The organism is Rothia sp. 11254D007BW (genome assembly GCF_053548195.1).
This window is the reverse complement of sequence record NZ_JBPWPK010000001.1, coordinates 2090883-2107649: the sequence shown is the minus strand read 5'-3', so window position 1 is coordinate 2107649 and position 16767 is coordinate 2090883. Positions and strand designations below refer to the sequence as shown.

17 protein-coding genes are annotated in these 16767 nt (G+C 60.4%); 6 read left to right on the top strand and 11 right to left on the bottom strand.

Annotated elements, in window-relative coordinates; all coding sequences use genetic code 11:
• The first annotated feature begins 264 nt into the window (after window positions 1–264).
• The 4 genes from ACEE43_RS09470 to ACEE43_RS09455 all read left to right on the top strand — a co-directional run bounded on the left by ACEE43_RS09470 (window position 265) and on the right by ACEE43_RS09455 (window position 4452).
• Window positions 265–882: a DUF47 domain-containing protein gene (locus tag ACEE43_RS09470; protein ID WP_237196394.1), complete on the top strand. Its 618-nt coding sequence runs from the start codon at window positions 265–267 to the stop codon at window positions 880–882.
• A complete protein-coding gene (locus ACEE43_RS09465) occupies window positions 883–1893 on the top strand; it encodes an anion permease (RefSeq protein ID WP_449107939.1) in 1011 nt (336 codons plus the stop codon). It abuts the gene before it with no gap.
• Window positions 1894–1987: 94 nt separating this feature from the next.
• A complete protein-coding gene (locus ACEE43_RS09460) occupies window positions 1988–2965 on the top strand; it encodes a glycosyltransferase family 2 protein (RefSeq protein WP_237207300.1) in 978 nt (325 codons plus the stop codon).
• A 2-nt stretch (window positions 2966–2967) separates the two neighbouring features.
• Window positions 2968–4452, top strand: a complete 1485-nt coding sequence (locus ACEE43_RS09455; RefSeq protein WP_449107938.1) for a polysaccharide pyruvyl transferase family protein — start codon at window positions 2968–2970, stop codon at window positions 4450–4452.
• A gap of 204 nt (window positions 4453–4656) precedes the next feature.
• Here the strand turns inward: ACEE43_RS09455 and pstB are convergent, their stop codons facing one another.
• The 4 genes from pstB to ACEE43_RS09435 all read right to left on the bottom strand — a co-directional run bounded on the left by pstB (window position 4657) and on the right by ACEE43_RS09435 (window position 8763).
• Window positions 4657–5436, bottom strand: coding sequence for a phosphate ABC transporter ATP-binding protein PstB (gene pstB, locus ACEE43_RS09450; protein ID WP_135011575.1), 780 nt, complete (start codon window positions 5434–5436; stop codon window positions 4657–4659).
• Window positions 5437–5504: 68 nt separating this feature from the next.
• Window positions 5505–6602 (bottom strand): phosphate ABC transporter permease PstA, encoded by a 1098-nt coding sequence (gene pstA / locus ACEE43_RS09445; RefSeq protein WP_449107937.1) that lies wholly within the window; start codon window positions 6600–6602, stop codon window positions 5505–5507.
• The gene (gene pstC, locus ACEE43_RS09440) at window positions 6602–7570 is read right to left on the bottom strand and encodes a phosphate ABC transporter permease subunit PstC (RefSeq protein ID WP_449107936.1); all 969 of its coding nucleotides are present in this window, start codon (window positions 7568–7570) and stop codon (window positions 6602–6604) included. The genes pstA and pstC overlap by 1 nt, the downstream gene beginning before the upstream one ends.
• Window positions 7571–7653: 83 nt before the next feature.
• Entirely contained in the window at window positions 7654–8763 is a 1110-nt protein-coding gene (locus tag ACEE43_RS09435) for a phosphate ABC transporter substrate-binding protein PstS (RefSeq protein WP_449107935.1), read from the bottom strand.
• A gap of 289 nt (window positions 8764–9052) precedes the next feature.
• Here ACEE43_RS09435 and ACEE43_RS09430 point away from each other — a divergent pair, with 289 nt between their 5' ends.
• Window positions 9053–10462 carry an FUSC family protein gene (locus tag ACEE43_RS09430; protein WP_449109329.1) on the top strand — a complete coding sequence of 470 codons (1410 nt, stop codon included), beginning with the start codon at window positions 9053–9055 and terminating at the stop codon, window positions 10460–10462.
• Here ACEE43_RS09430 and radA read toward each other — a convergent pair.
• The 3 genes from radA to ACEE43_RS09415 form a co-directional block, all read right to left on the bottom strand.
• On the bottom strand, window positions 10459–11862 hold the full coding sequence (gene radA, locus ACEE43_RS09425; RefSeq protein ID WP_449107933.1) for a DNA repair protein RadA: 1404 nt from the start codon (window positions 11860–11862) through the stop codon (window positions 10459–10461). The genes ACEE43_RS09430 and radA overlap by 4 nt on opposite strands.
• A gap of 64 nt (window positions 11863–11926) precedes the next feature.
• Window positions 11927–12994, bottom strand: a complete 1068-nt coding sequence (gene disA / locus ACEE43_RS09420; RefSeq protein ID WP_449107932.1) for a DNA integrity scanning diadenylate cyclase DisA — start codon at window positions 12992–12994, stop codon at window positions 11927–11929.
• A gap of 95 nt (window positions 12995–13089) precedes the next feature.
• Window positions 13090–13884, bottom strand: coding sequence for a hypothetical protein (locus ACEE43_RS09415; protein ID WP_449107931.1), 795 nt, complete (start codon window positions 13882–13884; stop codon window positions 13090–13092).
• Window positions 13885–13970: 86 nt separating this feature from the next.
• On the opposite strand from ACEE43_RS09415, the gene ACEE43_RS09410 reads away from it, so the two are divergent.
• Window positions 13971–14936, top strand: coding sequence for an A/G-specific adenine glycosylase (locus ACEE43_RS09410; protein WP_449107930.1), 966 nt, complete (start codon window positions 13971–13973; stop codon window positions 14934–14936).
• Window positions 14937–14952: 16 nt separating this feature from the next.
• On the opposite strand, the gene ACEE43_RS09405 is transcribed toward ACEE43_RS09410, so the two are convergent.
• From ACEE43_RS09405 to ACEE43_RS09390, 4 genes are read right to left on the bottom strand one after another with little or no spacing between them, the layout of a single operon-like run.
• Window positions 14953–15237 (bottom strand): hypothetical protein, encoded by a 285-nt coding sequence (locus ACEE43_RS09405; RefSeq protein ID WP_449107929.1) that lies wholly within the window; start codon window positions 15235–15237, stop codon window positions 14953–14955.
• Complete coding sequence (locus ACEE43_RS09400) at window positions 15231–15797, bottom strand: hypothetical protein (RefSeq protein ID WP_449107928.1); 567 nt, start codon at window positions 15795–15797, stop codon at window positions 15231–15233. Before ACEE43_RS09400 ends, ACEE43_RS09405 begins: the two co-directional genes overlap by 7 nt.
• A gap of 25 nt (window positions 15798–15822) precedes the next feature.
• Window positions 15823–16152, bottom strand: coding sequence for a hypothetical protein (locus ACEE43_RS09395; protein ID WP_449107927.1), 330 nt, complete (start codon window positions 16150–16152; stop codon window positions 15823–15825).
• Window positions 16137–16694 carry a hypothetical protein gene (locus tag ACEE43_RS09390; protein WP_449107926.1) on the bottom strand — a complete coding sequence of 186 codons (558 nt, stop codon included), beginning with the start codon at window positions 16692–16694 and terminating at the stop codon, window positions 16137–16139. Before ACEE43_RS09390 ends, ACEE43_RS09395 begins: the two co-directional genes overlap by 16 nt.
• Window positions 16695–16767: the final 73 nt, after the last annotated feature.

Sequence of the window (16767 nt, the reverse complement as noted above, 5' to 3'; positions counted from 1 at the left end):
GATACCAAGATGTCAGGCTGCTAATAGGTAGCCCCGGGCTCCAAATCTTTAGCCGCTTCGAGCGGCCTTCCGCCGAGAGGCGCTCCCAGCCTGACATCGCTAAACTTCATATCGCGGTGCCGGGCTCCGCCTCTCTTTCTATGAGGCAGGTAGCCCGGCACTTGCGTCCGCACCGGGGATTTTACCGAGCCCTCCCCCGTTAACCTTGGCGCGGTACCATAAGCTCATCACCTGCCCACCGCCCACACCCAGGAGAGCTGGCCCATGCTTCAACGTATGTTCCCCCAAGAGAACACCTCGCTGACCGCCCTAGCCACACTCTCAGAGCAGGTTACAGGTGCTGCAGCCCTGCTCTCAGAAATGGTGGGCTCCCCCGAAGACCGCTACCCCGAGCTACTCGAGCGCACTCTCACCCACGAAGCTGCCACCCTCGACATGCTGCACACCACCATGACCGCTGTGCGCAGCTCCTTCTCAACTCCTATCCCCCGCGAAGACATCTACACCCTGGCTGTCTCACTCAACAATGTCGTTGAGAAGCTGACCTCAGCCGCCAACATTCTGCACCTCTACCACATCGTGCGGTTCTCGCCCAAGGCAGCGACCCTGCTCGACCTCATCCAGCGCCAGGCTGTACTCACCACCGAAATCATCCCCAAACTCAGCACCCTGCGCGACCTGGACGACTACTGGATTACTATGCTCCGCATCGCCAAGCAGGCCGTACGCATAGCTGAAGAATACGACGCCGACATTCAGGACCGCTACAAGCAGACCCGCTACCTGCAAACCACCCAGTTCGTGCGTAAGCTCATCGAGGCTTCCGAAGCTATGCGTACCGTTGCCACCGAAATCGGCCGCATTATCGTGCAGGAGTCCTAGTTGACTCTTGCCCTCTTTGCCCTTGGCTGCCTAGCCCTGATTGCCTTTACCTTCGTCACCGGCTTTCGAGACGCCCCCAACGCCACCGCCATACCCGTGAAAACCAGGGCCCTCACCCCCAAAATCGCCCTACGCACCAGCGCCCTCTTTAACGCCGTCGGCATGGCCATGACCGGCATCATGCTAGGCTCAGTCACCACCCACTGGCTCACCGTCCCCCACAACAACACTGGCCTGGGTCTGGTACTCACCGCCCTCATCTCAGCGGTAGCCTGGGGCATTATCACCTGGTGGTTCCGCATCCCGTCCTCATCTACCCACGCCCTCATCGGCGGCCTAGCCGGGGCAGCATGGGCCGCACGCTCAACCGATCTAGGCAGCTTCAGCCCCTTCTCTGAGCCCCTTGCCACCTTCCTTTTCGTGCCCCTCATCCTGGCCCCCATCGTCCTCTTCGTCCTCGCATGGGCAGTGGTCTTCCCCTTCTACGGGCTCCTACAACGCTCCTACCCCTCAACCGTCAACCGCTTCTCCCGCAGCGTCCTCTCCCTAGCCAACTCCCTCATCTCTCTCATCCACGGCATTCAAACCGGGCAACGAGCCGTCGTTATTTACGCCGTACTTTTGCTTTCTGCCGGACTCGAAGTTCACCCCACCACCTACATCATCTCCGCCCTTTTCCTTGCTATGGTGCTGGGCTTCGGCACAGCCCGAGGTAGCTCCCGCATCGGCTACACCTTCGCCCACCAAATGGTTAAAGTTGACCCCTTCCGCGGGGCGGTTGCCCAAAGCTCAACAGCCCTGGCCTTGGTATTTCTCCAGTTCTTCCTCAACACCCCGGTCTCGTCCTCCCATCTGGCAGCCTCCGCCGTCCTCGGATCGGGAGTCAACCAGCGCTTCGCCGCGGTACGCCACAAAATCGTGCTCCGCATCATCCTCACCTGGTTTATCACCATGCCAGCCTGTTTTCTGCTCGCCGCTGTTCTCTTTCTGGCGCTCTCCCCCCTGCTGTAGCGCTCCTACCTGCTCCGGCGCGCTCTCGGCAAGAAAGCCACCTCTTCGATATATTGGGGACTAAGACTACGCACCGTCCACGTGAAAGAGCAGCATGCCTACAGTTTCAATCATTGTTCGCACAAAAGACCGCCCCATCTTCCTCCAGCGAGCCCTAGCTAACATCGCGGAACAAACATTTACCGATTATGTTGTTGCGGTAGTGAATGACGGTGGCAACCAACAAGCCGTAGAGCGCGTCATAGCCCAAGAACCCCGTATCAAAGAGCTGCTGACTATTCACAATGAAGAGTCACGAGGCATGGAGGCCGCCTCAAACCAAGGCATTCAAGCTACACAGTCCACTTACATCGCCATCCATGATGACGATGACCTATGGGAACCCACTTTCCTCGAAACAACCGTTCACCGCCTCGAAGAAACCGGGGAAAACATGGTAACGGTACGCACTGACGAATACTTTGAACGCATTACCGACAACGGAACATTCGAGTTCATCGACTCACGCCCTTTCTGGGCAATTCTTAAGGACATCACAGTTCAAGATTTGACCCGTATCAACCGCGCAGTTCCTATCTCAATCCTGCACCGCCGGTCCCTCCACGATGAACTTGGTTTCTATAATGAGAACCTACCCGTGGTAGGCGACTGGGAATTCAATCTACGCGTCGCGGCCCGATACCCCATTCTGTTTATCGACGAGCTACTTGCTCACTGGTCGCAACGCCCTGACCAGACAGAGGGCGCACTCGCTAATAGCGTTCATGCGGGCAAAGTTCTGCACGGAATCTACGACGGGCGTGTGCGGGCGCAGGCTATTCGTGATGATTTAGCAAACAACGGCCACCTCGGTTCCTACCTCTATCAGGCTCATCTCGCAAACCAGGTTGATGGCAGCGTGGGGCATAACATCGACCTCACCCACCGTGTTCTTGACGAGCTGAGGACGATTAGTGTCAAACTAGACCGTATAGAAGAAACCACTCGCACCACCTCAGAGCGGCTCGAACGCATCGAGCGGGCGTTGTCTCTCAAGTCTCGCCTCACACGCTTTGTGAAAGGAAACCGCTAATCATGCCTCGCATTCTTGTGCTCGCAGACCTAGGGCAGTCTGTGTACCACGTTGGCGACGAAGCTATGGGCATCGCAACCGCCGCTGAGCTCACCCGCCGCGGCTACGAAGTCTACATCGCTACCCGCTCTGTTGAGCACTCCCAGGCCTACATTGGTTCCGCTACTGGCTACATTAAAACCCTCGAATTCCCCTGGCCGCCTGCAGAGCGCGAAATTTTTTTGGGCGACCTCAAGGCCTACCTCGCCGGTGACAGTGCCCGCCCTGAAATAGCTGATTTTGTGCGCCAGGTTGCCGATATGGACGGCATCGTGATCGCCGGTGGCGGTAATATGAACTCAACCTACGGTTGGCTCCTGTACGAGCGGGCGGCCTATGCACTCATCGCCCGTCAGCATGAGATTCCCCTGGTGATCTCTGGTCAGTCGGTGGGGCCGGTACTTACAGAGGCCGATTCCGATACCCTGCGCGACATGCTTTCTTCTGCCCAGCTTGTGGGTATGCGGGAAAAATCCTCCTACACCTGGGCTACCCAGCAGGGCGTTCAAGCCCACCTGATTGTGGACGATGCCACCTTCTATCAGCATCAGAAGCGCTCCCTACCGGGCCGTCCGGTCGTAGACCTACCCGAACACTATATTTGCGCCACTTTCTCGGGCCTTAACCCGGGGCAGGCCCGGGTTATCGGGCAGTTGCTTGACGATATGCACCGCGAATACGGCCTGCGCACCGTCTTCCTGCCCCACATGGGCGAGCCCCTGACCGACCAGGGCGATGTGGCAGTGCACGCCGAAATCGCTTCACACATGTTCTCCGATCCCGTGCAGCTACCCATGGTGCACACGGACGACGCCGTACAGGTTCACCGCGGTGCCTTCATCGCGGTCTCTACCCGCTACCACCCCGGTGTCTTCTCCCTCTCAGCAGGTGTTCCCTTCGTGGCGCTACTGCCCGATGCCTTCACCGACATGCGGGTACGCGGCATGATGGAGCAGTACGGGGCTGAAAACTACGCTATTCCCCTGGCTCTGCTCAATTCTGATGCTCCGGCTGAAGCCCTGCACGAAGTCATTCAGCTCCGCAATGAACTCTCTGAAACCCTGCTGGCGCGAGCCGAGCAGCTGCGCGGTTTCTCCGCCAGCTGGTGGGACGCCGCCTCCCACGTCCTCCTGCACGGGGCAGGGCAGGCTGCCCCGGCCGTCCGCGAGCTAGGCAACACCCCCACCATCTTTACCGGCGAGTGGAACATAACCAACCTGCTGGTGCGCGACGATATCGCAGACATTTCACTGGCTGCTGCCCGTGCCAGCGCCGAAACCGACCGGGCCCTCTCCTGGGACTACCAGCGTCTACTCCAGCGCGACCGAGCTCAGGCTCGTGCCGACGAGCTAGAGCGTCGTAACGCCGAGCTGGCTGACTCCCTCATTGAGGCCGAAGAAAACGCCACCCTGCGCGGCTGGATGCGCCGCAAGATGCGCGGCGAGTAGCCAAGCACCGGCAGATACGCAGCACCCCGGTATAAGCCGGGGTGCCACACTAAAAGCCGCCCGACCCCGTCCTTTCCAGCAGCGAAAGGAGTTACGGGGCCGGGCGGTACACACATTCCCATGGTGTTCCCTCCCCCGCACAGCTACGGGGTGAGGGAAGTTTTGTATGCCCGCTTATAGCGGGCGGCTAGCGGGGCGCTAGGCTTAGCCGAAGCGGCCTGAGACGTAGTCTTCGGTGGCCTTCTGGCTGGGGTTGTTGAAGATTTCCTGGGTGGGGGCGTACTCGATGAGCTTGCCGGGCTTACCGGTGCCCGCAATGTTGAAGAAGGCGGTCTTGTCTGAGACGCGGGCTGCCTGCTGCATATTGTGGGTCACGATGACGACGGTGAAGTTTTCCTTGAGCTCGTTGATGAGGTCTTCAACGGCCAGGGTTGAGATGGGGTCGAGGGCGGAGCAGGGCTCGTCCATGAGGATCACATCGGGCTTGACCGCGATAGAGCGGGCGATGCACAGGCGCTGCTGCTGGCCGCCGGAGAGGCCGGAGCCGGGCTTATCGAGGCGGTCCTTGACCTCGTTCCAGAGGTTGGCGCCGCGCAGGGATGACTCGACCAGCTCGTCTGCATCGGTTTTGGAGATCTTGCGGTTGTTGAGCTTGACGCCCGCCAGCACGTTCTCACGAATGGACATGGTGGGGAAAGGGTTGGGGCGCTGGAAAACCATACCGATCTGGGAGCGGACGACCACGGGGTCAACGCCCTTGCCGTAGAGGTTTTCGCCGTCGAGCAGTACCTTACCTTCAACGCGGGCACCGGGGATAACCTCGTGCATGCGGTTGAGGGTGCGCAGGAAGGTGGACTTGCCGCAGCCTGAGGGGCCGATGAAGGCGGTGACGGTGCGGGGTTCGATTTCCATGGAGATGTCTTCTACCGCGAGGAAGTCGCCGTAGTACACGTTCAGGTTTTCAACGTCGATGCGCTTTGACATGGAGTTTTTCCTTTTTCTAAAAGTCTTGTGGGGGCCGGTGGGCACGCTAGGCTGGTGCGCTGCTGGGTTTATCGGCCGGTCTTGGGGGCGAAGATCTTGGCGATGGCTCGGGCGATGAGGTTGAGTACCATCACGATGATGATCAGGATCAGTGCGGCAGCCCAGGCGCGGGTCTCTGAGACCGAGGCGGCGGTGGGGCTGGTGGGCGTCATGATCTGGTAGTAGATGTAGGTGGGCAGGGTTGCCATCCAGCCGCTGAAGGCGCTCCAGTTGATGGAGGTGACGAAGCCTGCGGTCACCAAGATGGGGGCGGTTTCGCCGATGACGCGGGCGATAGCCAGGGTCACGCCCGATGCGATGCCCGAGATAGCGGTGGGGATAACGACCTTCATGATGGTGCGCCACTTACGGACGCCCAGGGCGTAGGACGCCTCGCGCAGTTCGTTGGGCACGATTCGCAGCATTTCTTCGGCGTTACGCACCACGGTGGGAATCATGAGGACGGACAGGGCGACCGCAGCCACCAGGCCCATACGGTTCATGGGGTTACCTGATACCAGGGCGAAGAAGGAGGCTGCGAAGAGGCCCGCCACGATGGAGGGGATGCCGGTCATGACGTCCACGAAGAAAGTGATGGCTTTGGAGAGCCACTTGCCCTGGCCGTATTCCACCAGGTAGATAGCGGTGAGCAGGCCGATGGGGACCGAGATGACGGTGGCCAGCAGGGTGATTTCCAGGGTACCAATGATGGCGTGGTAGATACCGCCGAATACGGGACCTTCACCGGCGGCTGCGGCGTTGTCGTGGACGCCGGTGACGCCCTTCATGGAGGTGCTCAGAAAGCTGCCTGAAAGGCCAGGAATACCCTTGGCGAGTACGGTGTAGAGCACCGAGACCAGGGGGATGAGGGCTACCAGGAAGGTGCCGTAGACCAGGTAGCGGGCGAAGGCGTCCTGGCCCTTGCGCTTGCCCTCGAAGGAGGTGACGGCCAGGGGGCCGGCAATCACGAAGATGATGCCTGCAAAGAGGGCGAAGGTTGCGATGGAGAAGCCGGTGAGGGCACTGGCGGCGGCGCCCAGAATCAGGGAGCCTGCGCCGACGGCCAGAGGCAGCCACTTGGGGGCCTGGCGGCTGGCGAAGCGGGATGAGGTGGTAGCTACAGACATTAGTTAGCTCCTGAGAAGTCCTTGTAGCGGGCCACGATCATGCGGGCCAGGATGTTGACGATGAGGGTGATGACGAAGAGCACCAGACCTGCGGCAATAAGCTCTGACATGCGCAGACCGTAGGCCTCGGGGAAGTTGAGGGCGATCTCTGAGGCGAAGGTCTGGTTGCCGGATTTGATGATGGAGGCGGTCAGCGGGCCGGACGCTAGCACCAGGGTCACTGCCATGGTTTCACCGAGAGCACGACCCAGGGCCAGCATAACGGAGGAAATGATGCCGGTGCGGGCGAAGGGGAAGACGGTCATGCGAATCATCTCCCAGCGAGTGGCACCCAGACCCAGGGCTGCTTCTTCCTGCAGAGTGGGGGTCTGGATGAAGATTTCGCGGCACATGGAGGTGATGATCGGCAAGATCATGATGCCCAGGACGATGCCCGCGGTCAGAATAGTCTTACCGGTCTGTGAGGCGGGGCCTTCGAAGATAGGGATGAAGCCCAGGTAGGCGGCGAGCCAGTCGTAGAAGGGCACGATCTTGGGGGCCAGTACCGAAGCGCCCCAGGCACCGAAGATAACGGAGGGGATGGCGGCCAGCAGGTCGATGACGTAGCCGATACCCTTAGCCAGCTTGCGGGGGGCGTAGTGGGAGATGAACAGAGCCACGCCGATGCCGATGGGGGTTGCCAGGAGCAGGGCGATAGTCGAGGCGATGAGGGTGCCGATAGTCAGCGGGATGATGTACTGAATAAAGCTGCCGCTGGTGAGGTCTGCTGGGTCTGCGGTGAAAACCGGCAGGGCCTGGGCGACCAGGAAGATAGCGACAGCTGCCAGGACGATAAGAATAAGGACGCCGGCGCCGAGGGAGATACCCGAGAAGATTTTATCTGCCGCCGGGTTTCCTACATCGGGAAGGTCCTTGGTTTTCGCGCGGGCGCTGCTGGTGCCCGACTGCGGTGCTGCTGTGGTTGACATGGGAATGTGAAACCTTTGTCGTTTTGACGCGGGTCAAGGTGCGACCGGGTGGGAAACCTGGCCGCACCTTGATGAACGCGGTGTTACTGGGTAACGGTGATGGATTCGATAGCCTTCTGAGCATCAGCGATGAGGGCGCTGGTCAGGGGGGCTGACTGGGCTGCATCGGCGGCGTCCTGCTGACCCTGCTCGGAGACTACGTAGTTCTCGTAGGCTTTGACCAGGGTGACGTCGTCTTCTGAGGAGTAGCCGGAGCAGACGATGTGGTAGGAGACCAGAACAACGGGGTAGGCGGTGGAGTCATTGGGGGTGCGGTTGATGTTGATCGCCATGTCGTTCTCGTTCATGCCGCCGACGCGCTCTGAGAGTTCAACGGTCTTGGCAGCGGCATCTGCTGAGAGTTCAACGTAGGAGTCACCGACCTTGACGTTGACCTTGCCCAGGTCGCCGATGGCTGAGGCGTCCGCGTAAGTGATAGCACCCTCGGTGGATGAGGTGGTGGAGACAACACCGGAGGTACCCTTGTTGGATTCACCGGCGTACTGGGAGGGCCAGTTGCCGTCTGCCTCTACGTCCCAGGCGCCGTTAGAGGCGGCAGCCAGGTACTCGGTGAAGTTCTGGGTGGTGCCGGAGTCATCCGAGCGGTGGACAACGGTAATCTTAGTGTCGGGCAGGGTAACGCCTTCGTTCTGTGAGGCGATAGCTGCATCGTTCCAGGTGGTGATTTCGCCCTTGAAGATCTTGGCGATGGTTTCGCCGTCCAGGTTCAGGGATGAGACGCCCGGCAGGTTGAAGGCTACGGCTACGGGGGAGATGTAGACGGGGATGTTGATGGCGCCGCCGTCACCGCAGACTGCCTTTGATTCTTCCCATTCGGTGGCCTTGAGAGCGCGGTCTGAGCCGGCGAACTTAGCGCCACCAGCGAGCAGGGCCTCGCGGCCTGCACCGGAGCCGTCCGGTGAGTACTGTACGGTGCCGCCCAGGTTAGCGAAACCGGTTTCCCAAGCGGTGATTGCTGCCTGCTGGGATGAGGCGCCGACGCCGGTCAGGGGGGTGGAGGGCAGGGAAGCTGCGCTGGAGCCTGCGTCTGAGGAGGTGGCGGTGCCGGTTGCATTGTCTGAACCGCAAGCGGTGAATGCGAGTGCGCCTACAGCTGCAAGTGAGCCCCAACGAGCAAGTGACTTAGCCTTCACAGGTGATTTCCTTTGAGTTTGTGTGCCCTACCCTGTCTCGTGTGAGAACTGTGTGAGACGGTGAGTAGGAAGGGAACGGTGTCTAACGCATCTGACTTTAGGAGCGTTAGGTAGCAGGTGGGCTAGCAGTGGGTGAACGGTGGGTGAACAGGGGGCGCACAGTTAGGGTTAAGGACGCTGGCGGTCGGGTTGAGGCCGCAGGTTTAGAATGGTGGGTATGGGTTTTGGTCAGCAGGTTGAAAGTTTAAAGAAGCGAGCTCGGAATCATAGTCGCCTGGGCTGGCAGCGTATGAAGGACGGCTTTTTCCAGTCTCTTCAGATTGTGGTCTCGGGTATCGGGGCCTATCTTTTTGCGGAGAAGGTGCTGGGGCATACCGAACCAATTTTTGCGGCAACCGCTGCCATTGTTTCTCTGGGTTATATCACCGGCGCTACCCATGCCCGCCGCATCCTAGAGGTGTCGTTTGGTGTGACCCTGGGCATCTTGATGGGTGATATGATGATGCTCGCCCTGGGTCGGGGCATCTGGCAGGCAGGGCTTGTGATGTTCCTGTCTGTTATGCTGGCCCGTTTTTTGGATAACGGTATTATTTTCACGATTCAGATGGGTCTGCAGTCCTGCCTGGTGGTCTTGCTCCCGCCGAATATTGACGGGCCTTTTGCCCGAAGCCTAGACGGTATTGTCGGTGGCCTGTGCGCTTTTTTGCTCATGTTCCTCTTCCCGAAAGACCCGCGTCGCACCCCGCGTGAGAACGCTAAAACCATGATGGGTTCTTTTGCTGCGGTCTTCCGCGATGCAGGTGAGGCCATGGAGCACTACGACGGCAAGGAGGCCTGGCATGCCCTGGCGTCTGCCCGTCGTCTACAGCCTCTCTATAACACCTGTGAGAAAGACATTATTACCTCAAAGGGCATGGCCCAGCTGGCCTGGACGGGCCGGTCTCATATGAAGGAGCTCGACCGCTATTCCCAGGCCCTGAGCAAGATTGACTACGCTATCCGCAACACCCGGGTGCTCAACCGCCGACTCGCTTCAACCATCAATAACGTGCAGATTTCGCAGGAGGCTATCACTTCTATCGCTGAGGCCCTCAAGAGCATTGGTGGTGCGGTGGAGGTGCTGGGTGAGGGTATGTCTGCCCCTGATGCGAGCGTCCGTAATGAGCGCAAGGTCAAGGCCCGCCAGGACCTATCGCAGCTGGCTGGGCAGCTAGAGCCGCACCTGATGGGTGTGCGCACGATGGAGGCCGAAGCCCTGGTGCTGATGCTTCGCCCCCTGGTGGTTGATCTTTTGGAGGCTTCGGGGCTGACCCACCAGCAGGCAGTGGATATGCTGGTACCCCTGGGGGATTCCATGACGGAGCACGCCCCCGCCACGACCATTCTGCCGGTGCAGGCAGGTGCGGACGCCGGTGGTCAGCAGGGCTCTCACCAGCAGCGGGTGGAGCAGAAGCATCGAGACGACACCCGTCAGCTCACCACGGTGCTGCGAGCCAAAGACCGGGCTCCGATTCGGGAGATTCGGGAGGCCTCGGTGAGGGACCCCCGCAGTATGCCAGCCGTACCGCCGGCAGGAAACGGGGCGGACGCGTCCGCCGGGCTACGTGAGAGCGCCGCTAGAGTCGAGAAGCAGCAGGCTCTGAACACGGCCCAGCTGACCGTGATCGAACAGAACCTCAAGAAGGAGAAGGGCAACTAGCCCTGACCGGGGAAGAGCAGAGCCAGGGCCTCCCCCAGCGAGGCGACCTCGCGCACCGATACTCCGGCGGGCACGTCACCCACACCGGCAGGTGATGCGGGCACAATCACGTGGGTGAAGCCCAGGCGGCCGACCTCGGCAATCCGCTGGCGGATGCCGGGAACAGCTCGTACCTCACCCGCTAGACCGACCTCGCCAAAGACCGCCAGCTTGCGGGGCAGAGGCTTGTCTTGGGCGGCGGAGGCCAGGGCGATGACGCAGGCCAGGTCGGCGGACGGCTCAGAAATCTTAGCCCCGCCCACCGTTGAGATATAGCAGTCTAGCTTGCCCACGTTGAACCCGGCCCGCTTCTGGAGCACAGCCAGCAGCATAGAGATGCGGGAGCTGTCGAGACCGCTGGTGGTTCTTCGGGGCTGCGGGGTGGCGCTGGTGTCGAGCAGGGCCTGAACCTCGGCGAGCAGGGGGCGGCGGCCCTCCATGGTGACGGTAACGCAGGTGCCCGAGACCGGGTGCGGGGTGCGGGAGACAAAGAGACCCGAGGGGTCGGTGACGGGGGCGATGCCGTCCTCGTGCATATCGAAACAGCCCACCTCGTCAGTGGGGCCAAAGCGGTTCTTGATAGCCCGCAGCATACGAATAGGGGTGTGCTTATCGCCCTCGAACTGGCAGACAACATCGACCAGGTGCTCCAGCAGGCGGGGGCCAGCGATAGTGCCCTCCTTCGTCACGTGGCCCACCAGCAGGGTGCACATGTTGCGGCGTTTAGCGGCGGCAATCAGCGAGGCGGCCACCTCTCGCACCTGGGTGACGCCACCGGCGCTCCCCTCGACCTCAGATGAGGCCAGGGTCTGCACCGAGTCCACAATTAGCAGGTCAGGGTTGACCTGTTCGATATGGGCCAGGGCGGTGCCGAGATCGGTTTCGCTGGTCAGGTAGAGGGTATCGGCCAGGGCACCAATGCGGTCGGCGCGGAGCTTGACCTGGGCCGCAGACTCTTCGCCGGTCACATACAGGACGTTGTGGGGCTTTCCCGTTGACTCACCGCGGGCAAAGGTAGCGGCTACATCGAGCAGTAGGGTGGACTTACCGACGCCGGGTTCACCGGCCATGAGAATCACTGCCCCGGGCACCAGGCCGCCGCCTAAGACACGGTCGAACTCCGGGTTGCAGGTGCTCATGTAGTGAGCCACGGTGGAATCAACCCGCCCAATGGGCTGGGCGGGCGTCTGCACACTCGATGCCACGGTGGTTTTCGCGGCGACCGGTCCGACGGCTTCTTCTACGGTGCCCCAGGACTGGCATTCGCCGCAACGCCCCACCCATTTAGCGGTGGTCCAGCCGCATTCGGTGCAGCGGTAGGCGTTAGCGGAGCGTGAGCGGGTTGTTTTACGGGTAGCCATATCAACAGCATAAGGCCGGTGGCTGACACTTTAAGCACGGCTAGCTACCGCCAGTAGCCAAAGCCTACATAAATCTCTCTAAGAGCGAGCTTTCGGCCATGCGGGAGAGGGATTCTCGAATCACGCGGGCGCGCTGTTCACCGATGCCCTCAACAGCCCGCAGGTCATCGAGGCTGGCGGCCATGAGCGACTGCAGGCCGTCAAAGCGGTCGACCAGGCGGTCAGCAACCGCCCCGGGCATGGACTTGATACCGGCCAGTAGGCGATGGCCGTGGGGGTGTAGCGGTGCATCCAGCTCTTCGCCCAGCCCCGCGGTACGGGCGATGGTCAGGGGGTCAATGATTTCCTTATCATCGAGCTGAATCAGGGCATCTACAGCAGCCTGAAGTTCCTCAGGGGTTGTATCTGCTGGGAGGTAGTCGCGCAGTACAACCCAGGTGGCGGGCAGGTTATGGGTCGTCAGTTCTTCCAGTTGCAGGGCAACCAGGCGACCCACGTTGCCCAGCTCCACCACGTAGTGGCCCGCTTCAACGGTGATTCTACGAACCATCTCCATGCGCTGCAGGGTGCTCGCTACATCACGCAGGGTCACGTTGGCTTCGATTTCTAGGGAAGAGAGCTGATGGAGCACCTGTTCTAGGCGTTCAGTGTAGCTATCAAGGGTACGAATCGCCTGGTTGGCACGGCTCATGAGCGACTGGGTATCTTCAACCGTGTAACGGATTCCCTCAGTGTAGACCGAAATCAGGGACATAGACGCGCTCACCGCGATGACGGGGAAGCCGGTTTGTTTTGCCACACGTTCTGCGGTGCGGTGGCGGGTACCCGACTCATTGGTATCGATGGACGGGTCGGGTAGCAGCTGCACTCCTGCCGCCAGCAGGGTGGAAGCGTCCTTGTCGCAAACAATCGCGCCGTCCATCTTGGCGAGCTCCCGAACGCGGGTGGCAGAGAATTCGGTGTTGATAGCAAACCCGCCCGATGACATCTGCGCTACGGTCTTATCGCTGCCCAGCACAATCAGCGCACCGGTGCGGCCGCGCAAGATTCGTTCCAGGCCCTCGCGGAGTTCGGTACCGGGGGCGATTTGGGCGATTGTTTTCAGCAGAGATTCACTATAAACCGTTAGCACTCCACCAATTTTAGTGCACAGAGGGGCTAGAAACGGCACCGCCCCGGCACGCGCAGGGCGGGCCGGGACGGTAGCGGTCTGTGAGGCTAAGGTTCTTAGCCGGTGACGATGATACGGACGGGCTGTGAGGTCACGCCGTTGACGGTTGCGGTTGCCCAGTAGTAGCCGGGCTGGATGGTTGCTGAGGTGTTGCAGCCCAGGACGTTGAGGGAGCGGTTCCAGGTCAGGGCGGTGGTGTTGGTGGCACCTGCGGCAACTTCGGCGTCTTCTACGGGGTTGGCGTAGCACTGGGCGTAGTTGTAGACCTGGGCGGGGCCGGAGGTGATGTTAACGTCTACGTTGTTGGCGCCGCCGGTCACGATGCAGGGGTTACCCGAGGTGTTGGTGTAGGTAACGGCCAGGGCAGGGTTCTGGCCCGCTGCGTAGCTGTTGCGGTCGGCGGTTAGGCTTACCTGTAGGTCGGCTGCGGTGCAGGCGGCCGCAACAACCTCGGTGGGTGAGGCGGACGCAGTGGGTTCAGCTGATTCGCTGGGCTCAGCGGACGCGGTGGGCTCGGCTGATTCGGTAGCCTCTGCGCTGGCGGTGGCTGATTCATTTGCGTCGGCTGACGCTGATTCGGTGGCGCTTGCGGAGTCGCTGGGCTCAGCGCTTTCTGAGGGGGTCGCTGATTCGGTAGCGCGCTGACTAAAGTCGCTGAAGGCTTCAGCGCTGGTGGAGGTACTTGCTGTGGCGGTTGCGTTGTCGGAGCTGTTACCGCGACCTGCTAACCAGCTGATGAGGCCGATAATGAGGAGCAGAACTAGGACCAGAATAAGCAGGGCAACAATGCGGCGGCGGCGGTAGACCTCGGGTGAGACCTCTTCCACCTGTGAATCAACGTTTTCAGACATACATCTAGAGTACCTTTTTCTATGCCGCCTGCGGAACTTTTGCGCCGTATTAGCTTGCGTGAAGGCCGGTGCTTTAGAGTGTTGGGGTGTCTTTTACTTTGCCGCTGAGCCAGCTGACTCCCCAGGAACTTGAGAACCTGCACACCGAGATTAACGGGTGGTATTTAGAGAACCGCCGTGACCTGCCCTGGCGCACCGGGAGCAATACTCCCTGGGAGGTGATGGTCAGCGAATTTATGCTGCAGCAGACTCCGGTTAAGCGGGTCTTGCCGGTCTGGGAAACTTGGTTAGAGCGCTGGCCCTCCCCGGCTGATTTGGCGGCTGAAGATTCGGGCGAGGCTGTGCGTGCCTGGGGACGCCTGGGCTACCCCCGCCGAGCCCTGCGGCTGCATGCTGCGGCCCAGGCTATCGTTCAGAAGCACGGTGGCCAAGTACCCGGCAGCTACGAGGAGCTGCTGGCTTTACCCGGTGTAGGTTCATATACCGCTGCGGCTATATCTGTGTTTGCCTTTGGGGCGCGGGCCACGGTGATTGATACTAATATTCGCCGGGTCCATGCCCGCCTTATCTCGGGCAAGGCGCTGCCGTCTAAGGCACTCACAGCAGCCGAAACCCGTTTAGCTGACGAGCTCATGCCCGCCGATCTGGCGGCGTCCTGCCTGTGGAATGTATCGGTCATGGAGCTGGGAGCGCTCGTCTGCACCGCTAAATCCCCGAGCTGCGAGCGCTGCCCGGTGGTGGATTCCTGTGCCTGGGTTGCGGCAGGACGCCCCGAGGCCGATTATGTACCTAAGGGCCAGGCCTGGGCCGGTACCGACCGCCAGTTGCGGGGTGCCATGATGGGCGTGCTGCGCGCCGCCCAGGAGCCGGTGCCGGCCCAGCTGCTGACCAGTGTGGGGCGGGTAGATATGGTTGTTCCCGAGGGCCTTGTTCCTGCTGTTGCGAAGCTGCGGGCGCTCACTCCCCCGCCGGAGCAGGTTGAGCGCTGCTTCTCGGGGCTCCTGGCGGACGGCCTCGCCCGGCAGGTTGAGGGCGGCAGGGTCAGCCTCTAGCTGGTTCTTAAATTCACTACGCCGCACTTCCCAAGAGAATCGCTGCGAAGGGGATAACCACTCCGGCGATGAAGGAGAAGAGGAAGTAGCCTCGCTTGAAGACCCCGTGCTGGCGGGGGTAGCGCACCCCGTTTGCGTATGTGCCTGCGATGAGCAGAATAAGAGACAAGAGTTGAGCGGAGGGAATAAGGAGCACAAAGACCAGTACCGGGTACCAGGGCTGGGCGAAGAAGCCCGGCCGGTAGTTGAGGTAGACCTGACGGCCGGTGGTGTCGTAGTGGGTGTCTGTTCTCTTTAGCATGTCAGTCTCGCTTCTGCGGTGCCCTCGCTGTCAATGGAAAAGTTCACGCAACGGGTGTAGCCATAGCTGTTGAGGCTGGTGCGGTTGAACTCCCGCACCACCGATACCCGGGCTGTCGAACCCTTTTCTTCCCATATCTCAGGCTCCCTATCGTAGACCGAGTTATCGCCAAGCAGGGAAAAGCTAGATGAGGTGTAGGTGAGGTTGCTCAGATAGGTGATGGCAGAGCCGTCGGTACACCATCCCAAGGAGAAAACCGTGGTGGTCAGGTCAGAACCCAGCAGGTTTTCTTCTGTCACCGGGGTACTCGCCTGCCAGCACTGATGGCCTGCATAGAGAGCGGCTTCTTTTTCGGTAATCTTATCGCGGGTTGATCCCGTCACCAGATTACTGACGCTCCAGAGGCTCACCGATACAAGTAGCGCACCGTCATTATTCTGCATGTGGTCCCAGTTCTTCATTTGCTGGCTAGAGACAAGCCAGCCCAGTAAGAGGGGCAGAATAATCAACATGGCGGTACATACCCGCCCTAGCAAGATGGTGTGATGCCTCGTTTTCATGATTCTCCTCGCTTTCTCACTGGGGCTAGGGGCGCGCGTCCGTCACGCTCACCCCGGTCGCCAAGGTAAGCACCAGGTGCACCACGGGCAGGAGGGCCACAAGCACCACTGAAAGATAGAAGTAGACCGGGTAAAAGACCTCATAGACCCTGGGGTAGCGCACCCCGTGGGTATAAACGCCAGCGGCTAGCACCAGCCACAGGGCTAGGGGCTGATTTACGAGCAAAAGCAGGAGCAGGGTCAGAGGATAAACCCAGGTCGCAAAGAGGCCGGGTACTGTCTGCACAAAGACCGGGCGACCGTTCTCAGCCAGAACCGTACCTGGTACCTGCTCTAGGTCTAGTTGGGGACGCATGAGAGCTCTCCTTCCGCTGTACCCTCAGCATCGAGGGTAAAGGCCACGCACCGTTCGAAACCGTAGCTCGGCAGGCCGCTACTGTTATTCACCATGCGGCTAATAACCGTGCGGTATGACTCGAGGGAATCCAGCTCATAGGCCAGTGAATAATCGGGGTTAGCAGGCGGGTCTGAGCGCATGTTAGGGCCCTCGTAGTCAACCGTGGTGGCGTCCTGCTGGTAGACGATGCCGCCGTCCTTCGCACACCAGATAACGGAGAATTTATGGGCCAGAAGCTCCTTGCCCAGAATATTTGTTTCGGCCACGCGGGTGAAAGCCTGCCAGCACTGGGCGTCTGAATAGCCGGGTACTGCTGCCTTACGGGTCACCGTAATGTGTTCAATAGGCTCACTGCTCGGTGAGCGCCCTAAAGTTGAAGTTCCCGCCAGGAAAAACGAGGCAGCAACGGCGAGCAAGAGGCTCAAGCCGAGTGCGGCGCCGGCAACGATGCCGGGTCGCTTTTTCTGACGGTATGTTCCCTGTAAATCCTGACGACTCATGGTTCACACCTTTCAGAAGTTGTGAACTAGATTACCTTAAAAGCCGGGCATATTCTAGACCTGTAGAAGGAAA

What these genes read in the sequence shown, in the direction of transcription:
- ACEE43_RS09455 (WP_449107938.1), top strand. Translation starts at nt 2,968, where the DNA reads ATGCCTCGCATTCTTGTGCTCGCAGACCTAGGGCAGTCTGTGTACCAC.
- ACEE43_RS09430 (WP_449109329.1), top strand. Translation starts at nt 9,053, where the DNA reads ATGAAGGACGGCTTTTTCCAGTCTCTTCAGATTGTGGTCTCGGGTATC.
- ACEE43_RS09470 (WP_237196394.1), top strand. Translation starts at nt 265, where the DNA reads ATGCTTCAACGTATGTTCCCCCAAGAGAACACCTCGCTGACCGCCCTA.
- ACEE43_RS09405 (WP_449107929.1), bottom strand. Translation starts at nt 15,237, where the DNA reads ATGCTAAAGAGAACAGACACCCACTACGACACCACCGGCCGTCAGGTC.
- radA (WP_449107933.1), bottom strand. Translation starts at nt 11,862, where the DNA reads ATGGCTACCCGTAAAACAACCCGCTCACGCTCCGCTAACGCCTACCGC.
- pstA (WP_449107937.1), bottom strand. Translation starts at nt 6,602, where the DNA reads ATGTCTGTAGCTACCACCTCATCCCGCTTCGCCAGCCGCCAGGCCCCC.
- ACEE43_RS09460 (WP_237207300.1), top strand. Translation starts at nt 1,988, where the DNA reads ATGCCTACAGTTTCAATCATTGTTCGCACAAAAGACCGCCCCATCTTC.
- ACEE43_RS09390 (WP_449107926.1), bottom strand. Translation starts at nt 16,694, where the DNA reads ATGAGTCGTCAGGATTTACAGGGAACATACCGTCAGAAAAAGCGACCC.
- pstC (WP_449107936.1), bottom strand. Translation starts at nt 7,570, where the DNA reads ATGTCAACCACAGCAGCACCGCAGTCGGGCACCAGCAGCGCCCGCGCG.
- ACEE43_RS09395 (WP_449107927.1), bottom strand. Translation starts at nt 16,152, where the DNA reads ATGCGTCCCCAACTAGACCTAGAGCAGGTACCAGGTACGGTTCTGGCT.
- pstB (WP_135011575.1), bottom strand. Translation starts at nt 5,436, where the DNA reads ATGTCAAAGCGCATCGACGTTGAAAACCTGAACGTGTACTACGGCGAC.
- ACEE43_RS09415 (WP_449107931.1), bottom strand. Translation starts at nt 13,884, where the DNA reads ATGTCTGAAAACGTTGATTCACAGGTGGAAGAGGTCTCACCCGAGGTC.
- ACEE43_RS09400 (WP_449107928.1), bottom strand. Translation starts at nt 15,797, where the DNA reads ATGAAAACGAGGCATCACACCATCTTGCTAGGGCGGGTATGTACCGCC.